This is a genomic window from Pseudomonas sp. 008, assembly GCF_016861935.1.
Lineage (GTDB): Bacteria > Pseudomonadota > Gammaproteobacteria > Pseudomonadales > Pseudomonadaceae > Aquipseudomonas.
This window is the reverse complement of record NZ_BOMA01000011.1, coordinates 41715-61027: the sequence shown is the minus strand read 5'-3', so window position 1 is coordinate 61027 and position 19313 is coordinate 41715. Positions and strand designations below refer to the sequence as shown.

20 protein-coding genes and 1 pseudogene are annotated in these 19313 nt (G+C 58.8%); 14 read left to right on the top strand and 7 right to left on the bottom strand.

The genetic code is table 11. The annotated features are described in order from the left end of the window. Window positions 1-8: 8 nt before the first annotated feature. Window positions 9-446, bottom strand: a complete 438-nt coding sequence (locus JUI81_RS21480) for a universal stress protein (RefSeq protein ID WP_007933196.1) — start codon at window positions 444-446, stop codon at window positions 9-11. A 104-nt stretch (window positions 447-550) separates the two neighbouring features. Between JUI81_RS21480 and JUI81_RS21475 the strand changes: the two genes are divergently transcribed. From JUI81_RS21475 to JUI81_RS21445, 7 genes are all read left to right on the top strand, one after another. After that, a complete protein-coding gene (locus JUI81_RS21475) occupies window positions 551-988 on the top strand; it encodes a hypothetical protein (protein WP_019579914.1) in 438 nt (145 codons plus the stop codon). 513 nt (window positions 989-1501) lie between these two features. After that, entirely contained in the window at window positions 1502-3649 is a 2148-nt protein-coding gene (gene fadB / locus JUI81_RS21470; protein ID WP_096479824.1) for a fatty acid oxidation complex subunit alpha FadB, read from the top strand. 30 nt (window positions 3650-3679) lie between these two features. Next, window positions 3680-4855 (top strand): acetyl-CoA C-acyltransferase FadA, encoded by a 1176-nt coding sequence (gene fadA / locus JUI81_RS21465; protein WP_007933190.1) that lies wholly within the window; start codon window positions 3680-3682, stop codon window positions 4853-4855. Window positions 4856-4954: 99 nt separating this feature from the next. Beyond that, entirely contained in the window at window positions 4955-5191 is a 237-nt protein-coding gene (locus JUI81_RS21460) for a DUF1653 domain-containing protein (protein ID WP_007933188.1), read from the top strand. Window positions 5192-5305: 114 nt separating this feature from the next. Next, a complete protein-coding gene (topA, locus tag JUI81_RS21455) occupies window positions 5306-7933 on the top strand; it encodes a type I DNA topoisomerase (protein ID WP_204124999.1) in 2628 nt (875 codons plus the stop codon). 142 nt (window positions 7934-8075) lie between these two features. After that, a complete protein-coding gene (locus JUI81_RS21450; RefSeq protein ID WP_007933174.1) occupies window positions 8076-8600 on the top strand; it encodes a DUF6586 family protein in 525 nt (174 codons plus the stop codon). Window positions 8601-8741: 141 nt separating this feature from the next. Continuing rightward, the gene (locus JUI81_RS21445; protein ID WP_007933173.1) at window positions 8742-8975 is read left to right on the top strand and encodes a hypothetical protein; all 234 of its coding nucleotides are present in this window, start codon (window positions 8742-8744) and stop codon (window positions 8973-8975) included. 93 nt (window positions 8976-9068) lie between these two features. Here the strand turns inward: JUI81_RS21445 and sulA are convergent, their stop codons facing one another. Together sulA and lexA are read right to left on the bottom strand one after the other, a co-directional pair. Next, window positions 9069-9542, bottom strand: coding sequence for an SOS-induced cell division inhibitor SulA (gene sulA, locus JUI81_RS21440; protein WP_018925320.1), 474 nt, complete (start codon window positions 9540-9542; stop codon window positions 9069-9071). 10 nt (window positions 9543-9552) lie between these two features. Further along, entirely contained in the window at window positions 9553-10161 is a 609-nt protein-coding gene (gene lexA, locus JUI81_RS21435; protein ID WP_007933171.1) for a transcriptional repressor LexA, read from the bottom strand. Between the two features lie 229 nt (window positions 10162-10390). Here lexA and JUI81_RS21430 point away from each other — a divergent pair, with 229 nt between their 5' ends. The 5 genes and pseudogenes from JUI81_RS21430 (at window position 10391) to JUI81_RS21410 (ending at window position 13874) form a co-directional block, all read left to right on the top strand. Beyond that, the gene (locus tag JUI81_RS21430; RefSeq protein WP_019579916.1) at window positions 10391-11098 is read left to right on the top strand and encodes a TetR/AcrR family transcriptional regulator; all 708 of its coding nucleotides are present in this window, start codon (window positions 10391-10393) and stop codon (window positions 11096-11098) included. A gap of 155 nt (window positions 11099-11253) precedes the next feature. After that, window positions 11254-12264, top strand: coding sequence for a beta-N-acetylhexosaminidase (gene nagZ, locus JUI81_RS21425; protein WP_204124998.1), 1011 nt, complete (start codon window positions 11254-11256; stop codon window positions 12262-12264). Between the two features lie 12 nt (window positions 12265-12276). Next, complete coding sequence (locus JUI81_RS21420; protein WP_028941162.1) at window positions 12277-13014, top strand: S-methyl-5'-thioinosine phosphorylase; 738 nt, start codon at window positions 12277-12279, stop codon at window positions 13012-13014. A gap of 11 nt (window positions 13015-13025) precedes the next feature. Then, window positions 13026-13250 (top strand): annotated as a pseudogene (locus JUI81_RS21415) (sigma-54-dependent Fis family transcriptional regulator); the annotation flags it as partial. A gap of 369 nt (window positions 13251-13619) precedes the next feature. Continuing rightward, a complete protein-coding gene (locus JUI81_RS21410; protein WP_028941164.1) occupies window positions 13620-13874 on the top strand; it encodes a DUF1652 domain-containing protein in 255 nt (84 codons plus the stop codon). A 48-nt stretch (window positions 13875-13922) separates the two neighbouring features. On the opposite strand, the gene JUI81_RS21405 is transcribed toward JUI81_RS21410, so the two are convergent. From JUI81_RS21405 to JUI81_RS21395, 3 genes are all read right to left on the bottom strand, one after another. Beyond that, on the bottom strand, window positions 13923-14279 hold the full coding sequence (locus JUI81_RS21405; protein ID WP_019579919.1) for a hypothetical protein: 357 nt from the start codon (window positions 14277-14279) through the stop codon (window positions 13923-13925). Between the two features lie 249 nt (window positions 14280-14528). Beyond that, entirely contained in the window at window positions 14529-14930 is a 402-nt protein-coding gene (locus JUI81_RS21400) for a lysozyme inhibitor LprI family protein (protein WP_018925326.1), read from the bottom strand. A 59-nt stretch (window positions 14931-14989) separates the two neighbouring features. Further along, window positions 14990-15910, bottom strand: a complete 921-nt coding sequence (locus JUI81_RS21395; RefSeq protein ID WP_204124997.1) for an ADP-ribosylglycohydrolase family protein — start codon at window positions 15908-15910, stop codon at window positions 14990-14992. Between the two features lie 198 nt (window positions 15911-16108). Between JUI81_RS21395 and JUI81_RS21390 the strand changes: the two genes are divergently transcribed. Beyond that, a complete protein-coding gene (locus JUI81_RS21390) occupies window positions 16109-16597 on the top strand; it encodes an SRPBCC family protein (RefSeq protein WP_019579922.1) in 489 nt (162 codons plus the stop codon). Window positions 16598-17264: 667 nt separating this feature from the next. Here the strand turns inward: JUI81_RS21390 and JUI81_RS21385 are convergent. Next, window positions 17265-18590 carry a PLP-dependent aminotransferase family protein gene (locus JUI81_RS21385; RefSeq protein WP_204124996.1) on the bottom strand — a complete coding sequence of 442 codons (1326 nt, stop codon included), beginning with the start codon at window positions 18588-18590 and terminating at the stop codon, window positions 17265-17267. A gap of 89 nt (window positions 18591-18679) precedes the next feature. Between JUI81_RS21385 and JUI81_RS21380 the strand changes: the two genes are divergently transcribed. Continuing rightward, on the top strand, window positions 18680-19309 hold the full coding sequence (locus tag JUI81_RS21380) for a LysE family translocator (RefSeq protein ID WP_019579924.1): 630 nt from the start codon (window positions 18680-18682) through the stop codon (window positions 19307-19309). Window positions 19310-19313 lie beyond the last annotated feature (4 nt).

Here is a 19313-nt window from a genome sequence, read left to right as displayed (position 1 = left end):
GCTAGTTGTCAGCTTTTTTGCAGGCGCACGGCAAGTACATCGCAAGGCGCGCCGTGCAGCACGTCATTGGCAGTGGAACCGAGTAACAGTGCCAGGCCATGCCGGCCATGACTGCCCACCACGATCAGGTCGCACGTTTGCTCCTTGGCGAGATGGTGAATCTCCTGTCGCGGCTGGCCGTAGGTCAAGTGGCTGTATTCCTTGGAGAGCTCCGGGTATTTCAGGATCAGCCGCTCAAGGCGCTCCTTGGCCTGATCGAACTGTTGCTGTTGCAACTGGGAAAGGTCCATCGGCACGTCGCCGCCAAAGGCCATGGCCATCGGCTCGACGATATGCACCAGGGACAGCTTTGCGCCATTGCTCACCGAAAGTTCGCGGGCGCGGTGGATTACAGGATCGCACTCTTCGGTTAGATCTACAGCGACCAGAATATGGTGGTAGGGCATGAGGTGCTCCTCCTGAGGATTGCAATATTGGTAAGTATGGCTGGTTTCAAGTGCATTGGTTTCAACGTGACCCAATGGGCTCATCAAGAATCGGGAGTACAGATATGACGGTCTGGATAGTGGTGTCAATCCTGCTGGTGGTGCTGAGCCCGCTGGCCTGGTTGCGACCGTCTCGTGTCCAGAGCGGTCGCATGGCCCTGCGCATGGAGGCGCGGCGCATCGGCCTTGCCATGCAATTGTCGCCCCAGGAGTGGCCGCACTGGCTGAGCCAGGAGCCGCCAAGCCCTTGCGCCCAGTACCACCGGCCGCGCCGTGGCACTCAGCCGGCGTGCTGGAGCTATTGGCAGAAGGCGCCGGGTGTGTGGGTCAATCAGTGGCAGGAAGTCTGCGAGGATGGAGTGCTGCTGAATCATTTCGAAAAATTGCCTGCCAACGTCTACAAGGTCGAGGCAGACAAGCAAATGATTGCCCTGTATTGGGGCGAGAAGGGCGAAGCCGAGGTTCTGCAACAGATCGACGCTACGCTCAAAGCACTCGCCTGAACCCCGATCTGCTGCGGAAGGCAATAAAAAGCCCGACATCATCATCGGGCTGGGGTTGGCCAGGCAGGCCGGTAATTCTTTGTGGCACAGATCTTACGCTTGGCATTCGTCAAAAGCGTTCAATTTTTTCTCCAGGGTCCCGCCAGCGTAGCCTGTTAAACACAGGTTGCCGCGAATTAGGGCGACTTTTCTAACTATTGATTCTATGAATGGCCTCACATGCATCCGCGTGTTGCAGGGCTTCGTGGTACGGAAGTGACCGGAAAGTCGCGTTTCAACCAGTATTTTGGGCGATTGACAATTGCCGGAAATTCCGTGAAGGTGACACACCCAAATCAAACGGGCGTATGAATTGAGCGTTTGTATTACAGACTGCTCCTACAGAATCCCGACTATCGCGTTGGCGGGTGTGCCGGGTGAGTTGGCGTTAGCATTGACGATAAACGTCCCTGCCGAGCCAGCCGCCTGCGTCCGACGTGTACTGTTCAGCTTCCATATCGTGGAGATCAGTTGATGATTTACGAAGGTAAAGCCATCACGGTTAAGGCTCTTGAAAGTGGCATCGTCGAACTGAAGTTCGACCTCAAGGGTGAGTCCGTCAACAAGTTCAACCGTCTTACCCTGAACGAACTTCGTCAGGCTGTAGACACCATCAAGGCAGATGCTTCGATCAAGGGTGTGATCGTCAGCAGTGGCAAGGACGTATTCATCGTCGGCGCCGACATCACCGAATTCGTCGACAACTTCAAGCTGCCGGATGCCGAGCTTGTTGCTGGCAACCTCGAAGCCAACAAGATTTTCAGCGATTTCGAAGACCTCAACGTCCCGACTGTTGCCGCGATCAATGGCATCGCACTGGGTGGCGGTCTGGAAATGTGCCTGGCGGCGGATTTCCGCGTCATGGCCAGCACCGCCAAAATCGGTCTGCCGGAAGTCAAGCTGGGCATCTACCCAGGCTTCGGCGGTACCGTGCGCCTGCCGCGCATCATCGGTGCCGACAACGCCATCGAGTGGATTGCCGCCGGTAAGGAAAACCGCGCTGAAGACGCACTGAAAGTCGGTGCCGTCGATGCGGTGGTCGACTCGCAGAAGTTGCACGAAGCGGCGCTGAACCTGATCAAGGGCGCCATCTCCGGCACGTTTGACTACAAGGCCAAGCGTCAGCCGAAGCTCGAAAAGCTCAAGCTCAACGCCATCGAACAAATGATGTCGTTCGAAACCGCCAAAGGTTTCGTGGCCGGCCAGGCGGGCCCGAACTACCCGGCGCCGGTCGAAGCGATCAAGACCATCCAGAAAGCCGCGAACTTCGGTCGCGACAAGGCCCTGGAAGTCGAAGCCGCCGGTTTCGTCAAACTGGCCAAGACCTCTGCCGCACAGAGCTTGATCGGTCTGTTCCTGAACGATCAGGAGCTGAAGAAAAAGGCCAAGGCCTACGACGAAATCGCCAAGGAAGTGAAGCAGGCCGCCGTATTGGGCGCCGGCATCATGGGTGGCGGTATCGCTTATCAGTCGGCCTCCAAAGGCACGCCGATCCTGATGAAGGACATCAACGAGCACGGTATTGAGCAAGGTCTGGCCGAAGCCGCCAAGCTGCTGGTTGGCCGCGTTGATAAAGGTCGCATGACCCCGGCGAAGATGGCTGAAGTGCTCAATGGCATTCGTCCGACCCTGTCCTACGGCGATTTCGGTCACGTCGACCTGGTGGTCGAAGCCGTGGTCGAGAACCCGAAGGTCAAGCAAGCCGTTCTGGCCGAAGTCGAAGACAAGGTCAAAGAGGACACCATCCTCGCGTCCAACACCTCGACCATTTCCATCACCTTGCTGGCCAAAGCCCTCAAGCGTCCGGAAAACTTCGTCGGCATGCACTTCTTCAACCCGGTGCACATGATGCCGCTGGTTGAAGTGATCCGTGGCGAGAAGTCCAGCGAAGTGGCCGTTGCCACCACCGTTGCCTACGCCAAGAAAATGGGCAAGAACCCGATTGTCGTCAACGACTGCCCGGGCTTCCTGGTCAACCGCGTGCTGTTCCCGTACTTCGGCGGTTTCGCCAAGCTGGTCAGCGCCGGTGTGGACTTCGTCCGCATCGACAAGGTCATGGAGAAGTTCGGCTGGCCAATGGGCCCGGCATACCTGATGGACGTGGTCGGCATCGACACCGGCCACCATGGTCGTGACGTCATGGCTGAAGGCTTCCCGGATCGCATGAAGGACGATCGCCGTTCGGCCGTCGACGTGCTCTATGAAGCCAAGCGCCTGGGCCAGAAAAATGGCAAGGGCTTCTACGCCTACGAGACCGACAAGCGCGGCAAGCAGAAGAAAGTCGCCGATCCGTCGGTGCTGGAAGTGCTCAAGCCGATCGTGTTCGAACAGCGCGAAGTCACTGACGAAGACATCATCAACTGGATGATGATCCCGCTGTGCCTGGAAACCGTACGTTGCCTGGAAGACGGCATCGTCGAAACCGCCGCCGAAGCCGACATGGGGCTGGTCTACGGTATTGGTTTCCCTCCATTCCGTGGCGGTGCGCTGCGCTACATCGATTCGATCGGTGTTGCAGAGTTCGTTGCCCTGGCTGACCAGTACGCTGATTTGGGCGCGCTGTACCACCCGACCGCGAAGCTGCGTGAAATGGCCAAGAACGGTCAGAGCTTCTTCGGTTAAGCGCCCACACTAGAGCGAGAGTGAAAGTATATGAGCTTGAATCCTAGAGACGTCGTGATTGTCGACTTCGGTCGTACGCCGATGGGCCGCTCCAAGGGCGGCATGCACCGCAACACCCGCGCCGAAGACATGTCGGCACACCTGATCAGCAAATTGCTGGAACGCAACGTCAAGGTCGACCCGAGCGAAGTCGAAGACGTGATCTGGGGCTGCGTTAACCAGACCCTGGAGCAGGGCTGGAACATCGCCCGCATGGCGTCCCTGATGACTCAGATTCCACACACCTCGGCCGGCCAGACCGTCAGCCGTCTGTGTGGCTCCTCGATGAGTGCGCTGCACACTGCCGCACAAGCAATCATGACCGGCAACGGTGACGTGTTCGTCGTTGGCGGCGTCGAGCATATGGGGCATGTGAGCATGATGCACGGTGTCGATCCGAACCCGCACATGTCCCTGTACGCGGCGAAAGCCTCGGGCATGATGGGCCTGACTGCAGAAATGCTCGGCAAAATGCACGGCATTACTCGCGAACAGCAGGACGCCTTTGGCGTGCGCTCCCACCAACTCGCCCACAAGGCGACCGTGGAAGGCAAGTTCAAGGACGAAATCATCCCGATGCAGGGATACGACGAGAACGGTTTCCTGAAACTGTTCGACTACGACGAAACCATTCGTCCGGAAACCACTCTGGAAAGCCTGGCGGCTCTGAAACCAGCGTTTAATCCGAAGGGCGGCACCGTGACCGCGGGTACTTCGTCGCAGATCACCGACGGTGCTTCGTGCATGATCGTGATGTCGGCACAGCGTGCCCAGGACCTGGGTATCCAGCCGCTGGCGGTGATTCGCTCGATGGCAGTGGCAGGTGTGGACCCGGCGATCATGGGCTATGGTCCAGTACCGGCAACGCAGAAAGCATTGAAGCGCGCGGGTCTTGGCATCAACGATATCGACTTCTTCGAGCTCAACGAAGCTTTCGCTGCACAGGCCCTGCCAGTGCTGAAAGATTTGAAAGTGCTCGACAAGATGAACGAGAAGGTTAACCTGCACGGCGGCGCGATCGCCCTGGGTCACCCGTTCGGTTGCTCCGGTGCACGTATTTCGGGCACCTTGCTGAACGTGATGAAGCAGAATGGCGGCACCTTCGGGGTGGCTACCATGTGCATTGGTCTCGGCCAAGGTATCTCCACCGTCTTCGAACGCGTTTAAGCGTTTCGTCGATGGAAGCCGGGGCCAAGTGCCCCGGTTTTTGTTTTTCCGGATTTATTTTTGTTTTTATTTTGAAAAAATTTGAGTGAGGGCCAAAGCATGCCGATACAACCTGGGCTCTACCAACATTACAAAGGTCCGCAGTACCGCGTATTCAGTGTTGCGCGGCATTCGGAGACCGAAGAAGAAGTGGTCTTCTACCAAGCCCTGTATGGCGATTACGGCTTTTGGGTACGCCCCTTGAGCATGTTCCTGGAGTCGGTCGAGGTTGACGGCGAACAGGTGCCACGCTTTGCTTTGGTGCAAGCCGAACCGAGCATTTTTCCGCAGCCATGAGGGGAGTGCGCGCAGAACCCTGCGCTTGACCTCACCTTGTAGCCACTATATATAGCGGTGCCGCGTCAGGCGCCAATCGCCTTTCACTTCTAGAATTCAGGAATTTTCTGATCCATGGGCAAATCGCTGGTCATTGTGGAATCCCCGGCTAAGGCCAAGACCATCAACAAGTATCTGGGTAACCAATACGTGGTGAAGTCGAGTATCGGCCATATCCGAGACCTGCCCACCAGCGGTTCGGCTAGCGCCAGCAAAGAGCCTGCCGCCAAGCGTGGCAAGGCCGCCGCAGGTGAAGGTCCGGTGCTCACGCCGAAAGAGAAAGCGCGCAAGCAGCTGGTCTCGCGCATGGGTGTCGATCCCGATCATGGCTGGAAAGCCAAGTACGAGATCCTCCCGGGCAAGGAAAAGGTTATCGAAGAGCTGCGTCGGCTCGCCAAAGATGCTGACACCATCTATCTCGCAACCGACTTGGATCGCGAGGGGGAAGCCATTGCATGGCACCTGCGCGAAGCCATCGGTGGTGACGACAGCCGCTACAAGCGCGTGGTGTTCAACGAAATCACCAAAAAAGCGATCCAGGAAGCTTTCTCCCAACCGGGCGAGCTGGACATCGATCGCGTAAACGCTCAGCAGGCGCGTCGCTTCCTCGACCGCGTGGTGGGTTACATGGTTTCGCCGCTGCTGTGGGCCAAGGTTGCTCGTGGCCTGTCCGCCGGTCGCGTGCAATCGGTTGCCGTGAAGCTGGTGGTTGAGCGTGAGCGTGAAATCCGCGCGTTCAACCCGGAAGAGTACTGGGAAGTTCACGCTGACCTCGGCACCGCCAAGGGCGCGACTGTGCGGTTCGACGTGGCTCGCGAGAAAGGCGAAGCCTTCAAGCCGCTCAACGAAGCCCAGGCCATGGCCGCGCTGGAGAAGCTCAAGGCTTCCAGCTACAGCATCATCAAGCGCGAAGACAAACCGACCAGCAGCAAGCCGTCGGCACCGTTCATCACCTCCACCCTGCAGCAGGCCGCGAGCAATCGCCTGGGCTTCGGTGTGAAGAAAACCATGATGATGGCCCAGCGTCTGTACGAAGCCGGCTACATCACTTATATGCGTACCGACTCCACCAACCTCTCGGCTGATGCCGTGACGATGGCGCGTACTTATATTGAAGGCGAATTCGGCAAGAAGTACCTGCCGGAAACCCCGAACGTCTACAGCAGCAAGGAAGGCGCACAAGAGGCTCACGAAGCGATTCGTCCGTCCGACGCCAATACCGAGCCAAGCAAGCTGTCGGGCATGGAGCGTGATGCCGAGCGGCTTTACGAGCTGATCTGGCGCCAGTTCCTCGCCTGCCAGATGCTGCCGGCCCAATACCTGTCGACCACGGTCACCGTCGGTGCCGGTGACTTCGAGTTGCGCGCCAAAGGCCGTATCCTGAAGTTCGACGGCTACACCCGCGTCATGCCGCAAATCACCAAGCCTGGCGATGACGACGTGCTGCCGGACATGGCCCAGGGCGACGCGATGAAGCTGATCAAGCTTGATCCGACCCAGCATTTCACCAAGCCGCCGGCGCGTTACTCGGAAGCGAGCCTGGTAAAGGAAATGGAAAAACGCGGCATCGGTCGTCCTTCGACCTACGCGGCGATCATTTCGACCATTCAGGACCGCGGCTACGTGGCGCTGCACAACCGTCGTTTCTATTCGGAAAAGATGGGCGATATCGTCACAGAGCGTCTGGCCGAGAGCTTCTCCAATCTCATGGACTACGGCTTCACCGCCGGCATGGAAGAGAATCTCGATGACGTGGCCCAGGGCGAGCGCGACTGGAAAAACGTGCTCGACGAGTTCTACGGCGACTTCAAGAAGAAACTCGAAGTGGCCGAAAGCGCCGAAGGCGGCATGCGCGCCAACCAGCCGGTAATGACTGATATTCCATGTGTGGTGTGCGGTCGTCCGATGCAGATTCGTACTGCGTCGACCGGCGTGTTCCTCGGTTGCTCGGGCTACAGCCTGCCGCCGAAAGAACGCTGCAAGGCCACCGTCAACCTGGTGCCGGGCGACGAAATCGCTGCGGACGACGAGGGTGAGTCGGAGTCGCTGGTTCTGCGCGGCAAGCACCGTTGCCCGATCTGCAGCACGGCGATGGACGCTTACCTGCTCGACGAGAAGCGCAAGCTGCACATCTGTGGTAACAACCCGGATTGCGCAGGCTACGAGATCGAAGAGGGCGCTTACCGCATCAAGGGCTACGAAGGTCCGAGCCTGGAGTGCGACAAGTGCGGCAGCGAGATGCAGCTCAAGACCGGCCGTTTCGGCAAGTTCTTCGGTTGCACCAACGCAACCTGCAAGAACACCCGCAAGCTGCTGAAAAGCGGTGATGCAGCGCCGCCGAAGATGGATCCGGTGAAGATGCCTGAGCTCAAATGCGAGAAGGTCAACGACACCTATATCCTGCGTGACGGTGCTTCCGGCCTGTTCCTGGCGGCCAGCCAGTTCCCGAAAAACCGCGAGACCCGTGCGCCATTGGTCGTCGAGATCGTGCCGCACAAGGATGAGATCGATCCGAAGTACCATTTCCTCTGCGAAGCGCCGAAAAAGGATCCGGACGGCCTGCCTGCCGTGATCCGTTACAGCCGCAAGACCAAAGAGCAATACGTGCAGACGGAAGTCGACGGTAAGCCGACTGGCTGGAAAGCGTATTACGATGGTGGCAAGTGGACGGTTGAAGACAAGCGTCCAGCAGCCAAGGCTTAAAAGCCGCTGCACATAAAAAGGCCGCATGACAACTCTCGGGTTTTCATGCGGCCTTTTTGTTTTGGGCTTGCGGTGAGCTTGGGTGATCCACGACACTGTCAGACCTGCGTGAAGCAATTATTTCGTTGTGGAGGCTGCCGTCATGGCCCACGAACTCTATACCCGTACCAACCAGAAAATTTATTTCGCCGGCTTGTCGCTGGAAGCGCTCGCCAAGGCCGAAGAGGGGCGGGCGATGAACTCCCTGGCGCTGATTCAGGCCGGGCGAGAATCGGCGTTGTTTCACCTGTACGGAGCGCTGTTGGGGTTGTGCCATGAAATCGCCGGCTTCTATCGCTTGCCTCAGGCCAACGCGCCGCGGGCAGAGATGCTGCTGACCCGCGAAGTGCTCGAAACCATCGCTATTCCGGAAATGGCCGAGATGGTCGAGTTGGCGCAAAACCCTGAAACCTGGCTGGCCAAGCTGCTGTCGGCTTATGCCGCACTGTTTCAACCGCCTCGTGCTCCACACAAGCCCAAGGGTGATGTGACGCAGCCGCTTATTCTGGCCGTCAACCTGGACGAAGAAGAGGCGCCTGAAGAGCTAAGCCGGGAAGAACTGGAGAGCTGGCGCCAGAACCTGAAAAGCTTGGCGATCCGGTTTCGCGAAGGGCTGAACGAGTGCTGAAAGATTGAGTGTTCGGCGAATGGTCCGCTCAAGGAAGCATGCTGTCAGAAATTTCTCTTCGTGATGGCATCTGGTCAAGATCCCGAGCGAAGCTTGGCCGATGCCTATATAATCCCTGCCTTTCGTGGAGAACAGTCCTTTATGCCAACGTCCTTTCTAGAAATTGTCGAGTTACCAGACGGCCGAATTGAGCTGCGCAGGGCCGAGGACGAGGGTTCTCTGGTTACTTTGGATTTCTCCGAGGATGCCAAGGCTTTCCTGCAAGGCCAGCACGTGGAAGTTGCCAAGGCAATGTTGAGCGTTGGTGTTCAGATGGCAGGACGCCTGGTTGAAGGCGAATTTGATAAGGAAGAGGGGCCACGGGTTCTTCATTGATCCCGCCCGTCGGATTTTGCGAATACCCCTACAGATCGGCTTCTCTATCCTTGGAGAAGCCCCGCGCTGCTCGGCGCGCATAGTGTTTTTCAGCTAACCCAGTCGAATATTCAGACTTTGCGCATCCCCAGTACGGGCGGCGCTGATCAGCTGTTGCCGCGAGGATGTACTCAGCGGGTTTAGCCAGCTGACGACCGTATGGCTGCGGCCAAGTCGCAAAGCTTCACAGGTCAGCTGCTGAGCGCTCTGTGTGCCGCGTGGTTGCAGCAGCAGAATGCGTTCACGGTTCAGGCCGGCGTCTCGCAGCCAGGCCTGGGTCAGGCTGGCGGGCGGGGCGATCAGAGTCAGCCAGCGAGCGTCCTGATCCTGGCTCAGCTCCCTGAGGATTGGTGCCAGAAGGTTCAGGCAGTTCCCGGCCGCGCCACGCAATGACAGCTCGCTGAAGACTTCGGGTTCGGCGCTCCAGGGCGACTCGACCACTTCTTTCAGGATCGGCGCCAGCGGCTGCGCCATGAATGCCTCGAACAACGGCAGTTGGGCTTGCTGTGAAGTGTGTGGGAACTGCATAAAGCCTCCTTTAGCGGCGAATCACGCCGACGCTCAAGCCTTCGATCACCAGTTCCTGATCTTTCAGGTTGACTTCGATAGGGGCGAATTCAGGGTTTTCGGCAATCAGCCAGACTTTGCTGCCGTCGCGCTTGAAGCGCTTGACGGTCACTTCGTCGCCAATCCGCGCCACCACGATCTGACCGTTACGGGCTTCGCGGGTGGTATGGACGGCCAGCAGGTCTCCGTCGAAAATGCCGACATCCTTCATGCTCATGCCATGGACCCGCAACAGATAGTCAGCGCGAGGGTGGAAGAACGAAGGGTTGATGTTGCAGGATTCTTCGATGTGCTGCTGGGCGAGGATCGGAGCGCCCGCTGCCACTCGGCCGATGATCGGCAGGGTAGATTCGTCGGCCTTGGCTTCGAAGCCGGGGATGCGAATGCCGCGGGAGGCGCCCGGGGTCATCTCGATCGCGCCCTTGCGGGCCAGTGCCTTGAGGTGTTCTTCCGCCGCGTTGGGCGACTTGAAGCCCAGTTCCTGAGCGATTTCCGCGCGGGTTGGCGGGTAGCCGTTGTCTTCGAGGCAACGTTTGATGAAGGCCAGAATCTCTGCTTGGCGTGGCGTCAGCTTTAGCATATTGATCGCTCTGTCTTTTTATACAGTGACTGGGATTATATACAGTGAACCGGTCTTGGCAATGCCCCTTTTTTTGCCGGCCGCTGGACGGTCATTCAGCTCGCCGATTGAAGCGCCAGTGTTGTATGGTTAAATAGCTGACCGACCATTCCCAAAACGAACCGCCAGACTTGACAAGGCCTGGGCTGAAACGTATGTTTCAAACAAGTGTTTGTCAGGCGGAGTAGCCATGGCCCAGTCGGAAACCGTTGAACGCATTCTCGATGCTGCCGAGCAATTGTTCGCGGAAAAAGGTTTCGCTGAAACCTCGTTGCGTCTGATCACCAGCAAGGCCGGTGTCAATCTGGCGGCGGTGAACTATCACTTCGGATCGAAGAAGGCGCTGATTCAAGCGGTCTTCTCGCGTTTTCTCGGGCCATTCTGCCTCAGTCTCGATAAAGAGCTAGAGCGCCGTCAGGCCAAACCCGAGAACAAACCGACCCTCGAAGAATTGCTGGAGATCCTCGTCGAGCAAGCCCTGGTGGTGCAACCACGCAGCGGCAACGACCTTTCCATCTTCATGCGTTTGCTGGGGCTGGCTTTCAGTCAGAGCCAAGGGCACTTGCGTCGTTATCTGGAAGACATGTACGGCAAGGTTTTCCGCCGCTACATGCTGCTGGTCAACGAAGCCGCGCCACGCATTCCTCCGATCGAACTGTTCTGGCGCGTGCACTTCATGCTAGGTGCCGCGGCGTTCAGCATGTCGGGGATCAAGGCCTTGCGCGCGATTGCCGAGACCGATTTCGGCGTCAACACTTCCATCGAGCAAGTGATGCGTCTGATGGTGCCATTCCTGGCCGCGGGCATGCGTGCCGAAACCGGCGTCACCGACTCCGCCATGGCTACCGCACAGTTGCGTCCACGCAGCAAATCGACCCCGGTGGCCGCCAAGGTTTAACCGCACACGGGTGGGCGCGGCAGCTGACATCCGCTAAGCTAGCCGCCCATGCCGACTCTCGTTTTGAACCCCCTCATTGATATCGCCGACCTGCCGGGCTCAGCCCATGGCGGCGAATTCGTGCGAGCCGGGTTTATCATATTCAAGGAATTTCCATGACTGCTGGCCTGCAAGGCTCGTTGATGGTGGACGTCGCCGGTACCTGGCTGACGTCTGAAGATCGCCAATTGTTGCGCCAGCCCGAAGTGGGCGGCCTGATCATTTTTGCCCGCAACATCGAACACCCGCGTCAGGTGCGCGAATTGAGCGCCGCGATCCGCGCCATTCGTCCCGATCTGCTGCTGGCGGTCGACCAGGAGGGCGGTCGGGTTCAGCGGCTGCGTCAGGGCTTCGTGCGACTGCCCGCCATGCGCGCCATCGCCGACAACCCGAATGCCGAATACCTGGCCGAGCAGTGCGGCTGGATCATGGCGACCGAAGTGCTTGCGGTCGGTCTCGACCTGAGCTTCGCCCCGGTGCTGGACCTGGACTACCAACGCAGCGCCGTTGTCGGCACCCGTTCGTTCGAAGGTGATCCCGAGCGCGCAGCCTTGCTCGCCGGTGCATTCATCCGTGGCATGAACAGCGCCGGGATGGCTGCCACCGGCAAGCATTTCCCCGGTCATGGCTGGGCCGAGGCCGATTCCCACGTTGCGATTCCCAATGACGAACGCAGCCTCGAAGAGATCCGCGCCAACGACCTGGTGCCGTTCGCGCGATTGAGCAAGCAATTGGCCGCCGTCATGCCGGCCCACGTTATTTATCCACAAGTCGATTCCCAGCCTGCCGGTTTCTCCCGTCGCTGGTTGCAGGACATCCTGCTCGGCGAGCTGCAGTTCGATGGCGTGATCTTCAGTGACGACCTGTCGATGGCCGGTGCGCACGTGGTGGGCGATGCCGCCAGTCGCATCGAAGCGGCATTGACCGCCGGTTGCGACATGGGCCTGGTGTGCAACGACCGCGCGGCTGCCGAGTTGGCTTTGAGTGCCGCCCAGCGGTTGAAGGTCAAGCCTTCGGCGCGTATCGCGCGGATGCGTGGGCAGGCGTACGCCAGCACCGAATACCGTCAAGACCCGCGCTGGCTGACGGCCGTCGGCGCGCTCAAAGAAGCTCAATTGATTGATTAAGGACTTTTCGTTATGACGGTTTACGCGATTATCGGTGGCACCGGCCTGACTCAACTCGAAGGCTTGAGCATTCGTCAGTCATTGGCGGTGGACACCCCTTACGGTGCCCCTTCGGCCGAGGTGCAGATCGGTGAGTACGCCGGCAAGGAAGTGCTGTTTCTCGCACGTCACGGCCACCCGCACCGCTTCCCGCCGCATCAGGTGAACTACCGCGCCAATCTGTGGGCCTTGAAGCAGGCCGGAGCTGAAGCGATTCTCGCGGTCAACGCCGTGGGCGGGATTCATGCCGCGATGGGCACCGGGCATTTCTGCGTGCCGCATCAATTGATCGACTACACCAGCGGTCGCGAACACACCTATTTCGCCGATGACCTGGAACACGTTACACACATCGACTTCAGCTATCCCTACAGCGAACCCCTGCGTCAGCAATTAATCGCGGCGTTGGCGGCTGAAGGCGTCGGCTATAGCAGTCATGGCGTGTACGCTTGCACCCAGGGGCCGCGTCTGGAAACGGTCGCTGAAATCGCGAAGCTGGAACGTGACGGTTGTGACATCGTCGGCATGACCGGTATGCCGGAAGCCGCATTGGCACGCGAGCTGGAACTGGATTACGCCTGTCTGGCGCTGGTGGTGAACCCGGCGGCGGGCAAATCGACGGCTGTGATTACCATGGCCGAGATTGAACAGGCACTGCATGATGGCATGGGCAAAGTGAAGTCGACGTTGGCGCGGGTATTGAAAGGCTAAGCTCGACACTCTCGAGCGCCAGTCTCGACGGGCTGCTGGCGAGCAATCGGTTGTTGATCGATGCGGCGATGCCGGCCATCGACTATCTGGCCGATCGCCAAGGCAACGAAGGGCTGATCATCCTCGCCAATTCCGACGCCACCATCCTCGCCGTCGAAGGTCGCGCCGACCGTCTCAAGGGCAGCGGCCTGCAAGACATCACCCTTGGCGCAGGGGCATGGTCTGGCCGTCCGCGGCCTCGACCCAGTCTCCGCCGATGAGCATGCGCGGTGCGCGCTGGATGAACGCCGAGGTGGCGGGAAGCAGATAAGGGAGGGGCATGGCAAGACCTCTTGTTGTGCGTGAAAACGGGGGCTTGCTCACTGTTTGGCAATGGCTGTGCCAAGTGTCGGGAAGGGGCTGATAGCTTAGTGACAGCCGGGTTTTGAGTGATGCGAGGGGAGGGCGAAGCCCTTGGAGGTGTCGCAAATCGCGGCAGCCCGTTGAGACGACGAGCAACCTGTCACAGCCTTGAGACACCCGCTATTGAGGATTAGAATTTTCAAGCTAAAGGGTGAAATGACGGAACATTTGCCCGGCATCCATCTGGCGCGAGGGAGGTAGCGATGTTCCTATCACCCCTGGAAATCCAAAACATCATCGAGCAAAGTTTTCTGCCCGCCGTGTGCACCTGCAGCATGGAGGCGGACCAGTTCCTGACGATTCGGGTCTGCGATTGCATGACCGGCAAAGTGGATCTGGTGGCCACTCACATTCCGGTGTGGACACTGGACAGCCCCCATGCAATTGCTTCGCTGGTGGCTGATATGCGGTTGGAAATCGAGGCTCACAAAGGCGTTCACCCGACGTTCTACAGCTGAACCGATGTCACGCCGCACCTGTCGATGGTGCGGCGTGCGTCTGTCATGTCAGGACGGGATTTTTCGGGAAATCTCATCGAACGTGTCGCTGTCTACAGCCGCCAGCAACCTTCTTCCATCCTTGAGTGTGGCCAGAAAGGTTACCTCGGTTTCCTTGCCAGCCAACATGAAGCCGGCAATTGCGCCGATAGGCCCCAGCAACATGGCCCCCGCCACGCCGAAGCCGATGACATCCTTGATGTTGTTGATCGAATCCTCGTTGGCCACTTCTACACTCTTGAACAATGAGAGCGGGAGGGTGATGCCGGGCCACGGGTGAAGCGACGTCCTGAGCGTGAAAACGCCGTCTGTGTACTCTCCATCACCCTGCAGAAAGTCCCCCGCCAGGACCGTTATGCTTGCCATGTTCTTACCCTCTGACTGGCAATCGGTGAACCCACATTTCGCGCCTGCACTGCAGCATCGTCAATCGCCGGGCGATGAAGTGTTCCGGCCGGGGGCCTCTATGCTTGTCTCACACTGCAACAGGTATCGCGATATTAGACGCGGGCGATCTCGTTCAGACGCGCCCATAAGCCAGTTATTTCAAGTAACTGATTGATTTTTATAGTGATCGTTAAGCTGGCACGCGGCGGCATCAAGAACGCCGCAGCATCAAGCCTCAGGCACCGGGCAACTCAAATCCCCTTCCTTACACTTCAAGTAAGTCTTGAAGGCTTCGACCCGCGCCTTGGTCAGCGCCGTGGTGCAGTTGCTATAGATCAGCGGGTAAACACTGCCTCCCTCCACTCCGGACGCCGAGAACTTGCACTCGGCATCGCGAAACGCAATCCATGAGCGCTGGGCACCGACCAACAGCTTCTTGGCGTCAGGGCTATCCTTCAATCGCGTGGTGATCTGCTGGTAAAGCGCATTCAGCTCCTTGTCGGCGGCCTTGTTCTGCTGCGCTGCGCACTGATTCATCGTCGTCTGGTCGGTGGCGTTGTCGCAGTCGACGGCATGCGCAAGAGGGGTGAACAGCAGCGGCGTCAGTGCCAGGAGCAAGCGTGGGTGCATGGGAGTTCTCGCTGTGACAAATGAAAAGATGAGGTTGCAGTGTAGCGAAGACGCGGGCTTCAGCTTGTAGAAAGGACGCCTGAAGCCGCGAGTAACTGGTCCGCACAAGCCTGGATGTCAGCGCGCCTGTGCAACTTCGCCAGCCAGCCTTCAGGGATGGCCTGCACACCATAGTGAGCCCCGGCCAACTGACCGACGATGGCGGCAGTGGTATCGGCGTCGTCACCCAGGTTCGCGGCTTCGAGGATGGCGGCTGCAAAACTGTCAGTGTGGTGAAAGCACCACAAGGCCGCTTCCAGTGATGCAACGCAGTAGCCGCTGCCCCGGATATCGTCTTTGGACTTGTCGAGGTAGTCGCCTCGGGCGATGGCCAAGACTTTCGGTTCCAGGAATATTGTCTCTGGCAGGCGCTGCAAATCCGGCTTGGTGGCGCCTAGCAATGCCTTGCGGAGCAGTTCGGCCAGCAACTGACAGCATTCAAGTGCCTCCGGCGCGGCATGGGTAGTACGCGAACTGTCTACGGAAAACGTCCTGATCCGGTCGTGGTCGGGAAAGTAGTACAAAACGACCGGCGCCAGCCGCATCAGCGAACCGTTGCCCGCCGTGTCGGGATCGGAGGAGCCAGCGAATGGCTCGCCGGTTTCCTGATAACGAGCCAGCGCTTCACGTACGGTCATGCCAATGTCGAAGCATTCGCCGGTCGAACTCAGGTAACCCCATTGCCACCAGTTGAGGTAACGGCCCATCTGGTCAGCCGCATCAAAACCTTTTTTGTTCAGCAGACTTTCAGCCAGGCAAAGTGCCATGGATGTGTCATCGGTCCATTGCCCCGGCTTCAGATTGAACGGGCCGCCGCCAACCATATCGGTCAGGGGATCGAACGAGCCGCGTGGCTGGAATTCGACGCTGGTGCCGATAGCATCTGCGCAAGCAAGCCCTAACAGGGTTGCGCGATAACGCTCCGTGAGTGAAGGCTGCATGAATCTTCCTTGTAAGGTTGCACGTCGTTGCAAACGTTAGCAGTTTCAATCCGTTGACTGTGCCTTTCAAACCAGAACTTATGGCCAGAATCGAGGCCGAATATTTCAGGTACGGTTGATTGCGGCACCTGTTTGATACAACTTTTAGGTTGGTCTTCTGGTCTTTACGGGCCTACTGTTCAATACAGGAGGTGACTTATGAACCCAGCATCAGATCGCATCGAAAGGAAGATCCTGCTCAAGGCGCCGCGCTCGCGGGTCTGGCGCATGCTGGCCAATGCCGAAATGTTCGGACAATGGTTCGGCGTGGCACTCGAAGGCAAGCGCTTTGTCGCCGGCGAGTGGACCCAGGGGCAGATTACGTATCCTGGTTATGAGCACTTGTTGTGGAATGTACTGGTGGAGCGGGTCGAGCCGGAGCGGGTGTTTTCGTTTCGCTGGCACCCGTATGCGGTGGAGCCGGAAGTCGATTACTCTCAGGAGCCCACCACGCTGGTGAAATTCGAACTCCAGGACATGGACGAAGGCACGCTGTTGACGGTCGTCGAGTCCGGTTTCGATCACATTCCTCAGTCGCGCAGGCTCAAGGCTTTCCGCATGGACAGCCGTGGCTGGGATGAGCAGATGAACAATATCGAACAGTTCCTGGCAGAAAACACCAAGGCCCACGAGCGTCAGGGAAGTTGATGGCTGCAAGCCGCGAAATTCGCGGCTTCGGCCCATGATGGTGGATACGTCTAAGGGTTTTCGGAAGGGCGGCTATGGCGAATGTCTTACACGTGGTAGTAGCTATATCGTCTATTGCTGATTGGATCCGAAGCGTAATCTAGCCCCATCAACTGAAGCACAGGAAGTGCTCAGGGTCACGGATGATCGACCATAAGCAAGGATTGCTGCCGACAGGGAGTCGATATGGTCTTGGGAAAACCCGCTTCGGCGGGTTTTTTTTCGTCTGCAGAGAACTGCGACCGATCTCCCGTACCTGTACCCGTACTAGTAGCAGCTGCCGAAGGCTGCGTTCGGCTGCGAAGCAGTCGTAGACCATACAACCCCGGTGTACCTGAAAGACCGCAGCGCCTGAGTTTGCGACTGCTTCGCAGCCGAACGCAGCCTTCGGCAGCTGCTACAGGGGCTGCTTTCAGGTGCTGAATGGTCAATGGCTTACACGCAGCCGCTGTTATGTCGTCTTTTGAAGCTTCGTCGATGTGTTTAATCTGGATCCATCAACTGAACACAGGACGTGTTCAGGATCACGGATGATCGACCATACGCCAGGATGGCTACCGACAGGATGTCGTAATGGTCTTGAGAAACCCGCTTAGGCGGGTTTTTTTATGGGTGTCCGAAAAGTCCGTCAGATGTCCACGACTTCACGCAGAGTCTCCAGGGCGCGCTTCAACACGTCGAGGCTGATCGATCCCATGGCCACCCGCAGTGCAGGAGGCACATGAGTGGTCGTGGCAAAGGGATCGGCGCTGGTCACCTGCACACCTTTACGTTCCAGCTCGGCAACCACCGTTTCGGCCCGCAAGCCTTCGGGCAATCTGAGCCAGAGGTAGTAGGAAGCGGGATGCGCCACCAGTTCGCAGCTTTTCAGGATCTGCCGAGCCAGGTCCTGTCGCTGCCGGGCGTCCAGGCGCTTTTGCTCTTCGAGGTTGTCGACTTCGCCGCTATCGATCCAGCGGCAGGCCAGCGCGACGGTCAGCGACGGGGTGCTCCATGTCGACACGCGGATGGCTTGCTCCAGCGCCGGCATCATCGCTTTCGGTGCAACGATGAAACCGATGCGCAGGCCCGAGGCAACGCTTTTCGACAGGCCGCTGATGTACAGCGTGCGCTGCGGGGCCAGGGTAAACAGCGGTTTGGGTGCCGGTTCTGCGAGGAAGGCATAGGCGCCGTCTTCGATGATCAGAAAGTCGTATCGTTCGGCCAATTGCACCAGGCGCTCACGGTCGGCGATGGACATCACCGTCCCCAGCGGATTGTGCATCGTCGGCATGCTGTAGAGCGCCCGCACGGGACGCCGCTTGCACAGTGCTTCCAGGGCGTCGAGGTCGGTGTGCCCGGCGATTTGCGGCAGGGCTTCGAGGTCCAGCCGATGGGCCTGGGCCAGGGTTTTCAGGCCGGGGTAGGTGAGGGCGTCGAGGGCCAGAATATCTCCCGGCTTGAGCAGTGCCATCAGCGTCACGGCAAGACCTTGCTGGGCGCCGTTGACGATCAGCACCTGATCGCCCCCCACCCGAATGTCCCGATTGCGTAAATGCCGGGCCGCCGTCTGCCGTTCATGCGGCCGCCCGCCCTGAGGCGCGGAATGCAATAGCGCATCGATATCCCCGGAGGCGGCAATCGCTCGCAAACCCTCGCGCAATAACTCGTCCTGACCGGGTACCGACGGGTAATTGAAGGTCAGGTCCACCATGCCGGCGCCCAGTGGTTGCTGTTCCAATCCCAGACCGCGTGGCAAGGATGTGTCGCGCACAAAGGTGCCACGGCCGGTCTCGCCGACCACCAGGCCGATCGCCTCCAACTCGTGATAGACCCGCAATGCCGTGGCCAGGGCGATCCGTTCGCTCTGCATCAGCGCGCGAATGGTCGGCAATTGCGTGGCGGGTGGCAGTTCACCGCTGCGAATCTTCCCGGCGAACTGATCCACCAGGCGTTTGTAGCGAATACGGGTCATGGGCGAGCGCTCTTTGTATCTGGATCAATTTTTTGTTTGTATCAGATTGGCGCCCTAATCTACAGGCTTTCCAGGACGGAGACTTCGCTGTGATTGACCCTGCGACCTTATCGATTTTCGTCGGCGCGGTGATGCTGTTGCTGCTGTCACCCGGACCGAACATGGCCTTCGTCATCAGCCATGGTGCCAGTTATGGCTGGCGCGGCGGTGTGGCGTCGGGATTGGGCATTGGCCTGGCCGATCTGATCCTGACCGCGCTGACCGCGATGGGGGTTACGGCACTGGTTGCCAGTTGGCCGCCGGCCTTCGACCTGATCCGTTATGCCGGCGTCCTGTACCTGCTGTGGCTGGCGTTCAAGGCGTTGCAAAAGCCATCGGCCAGCGGCACGTCGGATGTTGCGCAGGTGCCGCTCAAGACCCTGCTGATCCGGGCGATGCTCAACAGCCTGCTGAACCCCAAGGCCTTGCTGTTTTTCATGGTGTTCCTGCCGCAATTCGTTAACGCGCAACGAGGCTCGATTGCCGTACAGCTGGTGCTGCTGGGCATGGTGCTGACCCTGGTCAGTGGCGTGTTTCACACCCTGCTCGGGGTTTTCGGCAGCACGGTCAGCCGGCGTATTTCCAGCACGTCGACATTCGCCAAATGGCAGTCATTGGGGCTGGCCGCGGTATTGCTGTTGCTCGCCGTCCGGTTGGCCCTGATGACGCGTCCGGCCTGACTCA

What these genes read in the sequence shown, in the direction of transcription:
- JUI81_RS21480 (WP_007933196.1), bottom strand. Translation starts at nt 446, where the DNA reads ATGCCCTACCACCATATTCTGGTCGCTGTAGATCTAACCGAAGAGTGC.
- JUI81_RS21475 (WP_019579914.1), top strand. Translation starts at nt 551, where the DNA reads ATGACGGTCTGGATAGTGGTGTCAATCCTGCTGGTGGTGCTGAGCCCG.
- fadB (WP_096479824.1), top strand. Translation starts at nt 1,502, where the DNA reads ATGATTTACGAAGGTAAAGCCATCACGGTTAAGGCTCTTGAAAGTGGC.
- fadA (WP_007933190.1), top strand. Translation starts at nt 3,680, where the DNA reads ATGAGCTTGAATCCTAGAGACGTCGTGATTGTCGACTTCGGTCGTACG.
- JUI81_RS21460 (WP_007933188.1), top strand. Translation starts at nt 4,955, where the DNA reads ATGCCGATACAACCTGGGCTCTACCAACATTACAAAGGTCCGCAGTAC.
- topA (WP_204124999.1), top strand. Translation starts at nt 5,306, where the DNA reads ATGGGCAAATCGCTGGTCATTGTGGAATCCCCGGCTAAGGCCAAGACC.
- JUI81_RS21450 (WP_007933174.1), top strand. Translation starts at nt 8,076, where the DNA reads ATGGCCCACGAACTCTATACCCGTACCAACCAGAAAATTTATTTCGCC.
- JUI81_RS21445 (WP_007933173.1), top strand. Translation starts at nt 8,742, where the DNA reads ATGCCAACGTCCTTTCTAGAAATTGTCGAGTTACCAGACGGCCGAATT.
- sulA (WP_018925320.1), bottom strand. Translation starts at nt 9,542, where the DNA reads ATGCAGTTCCCACACACTTCACAGCAAGCCCAACTGCCGTTGTTCGAG.
- lexA (WP_007933171.1), bottom strand. Translation starts at nt 10,161, where the DNA reads ATGCTAAAGCTGACGCCACGCCAAGCAGAGATTCTGGCCTTCATCAAA.
- JUI81_RS21430 (WP_019579916.1), top strand. Translation starts at nt 10,391, where the DNA reads ATGGCCCAGTCGGAAACCGTTGAACGCATTCTCGATGCTGCCGAGCAA.
- nagZ (WP_204124998.1), top strand. Translation starts at nt 11,254, where the DNA reads ATGACTGCTGGCCTGCAAGGCTCGTTGATGGTGGACGTCGCCGGTACC.
- JUI81_RS21420 (WP_028941162.1), top strand. Translation starts at nt 12,277, where the DNA reads ATGACGGTTTACGCGATTATCGGTGGCACCGGCCTGACTCAACTCGAA.
- JUI81_RS21410 (WP_028941164.1), top strand. Translation starts at nt 13,620, where the DNA reads ATGTTCCTATCACCCCTGGAAATCCAAAACATCATCGAGCAAAGTTTT.
- JUI81_RS21405 (WP_019579919.1), bottom strand. Translation starts at nt 14,279, where the DNA reads ATGGCAAGCATAACGGTCCTGGCGGGGGACTTTCTGCAGGGTGATGGA.
- JUI81_RS21400 (WP_018925326.1), bottom strand. Translation starts at nt 14,930, where the DNA reads ATGCACCCACGCTTGCTCCTGGCACTGACGCCGCTGCTGTTCACCCCT.
- JUI81_RS21395 (WP_204124997.1), bottom strand. Translation starts at nt 15,910, where the DNA reads ATGCAGCCTTCACTCACGGAGCGTTATCGCGCAACCCTGTTAGGGCTT.
- JUI81_RS21390 (WP_019579922.1), top strand. Translation starts at nt 16,109, where the DNA reads ATGAACCCAGCATCAGATCGCATCGAAAGGAAGATCCTGCTCAAGGCG.
- JUI81_RS21385 (WP_204124996.1), bottom strand. Translation starts at nt 18,590, where the DNA reads ATGACCCGTATTCGCTACAAACGCCTGGTGGATCAGTTCGCCGGGAAG.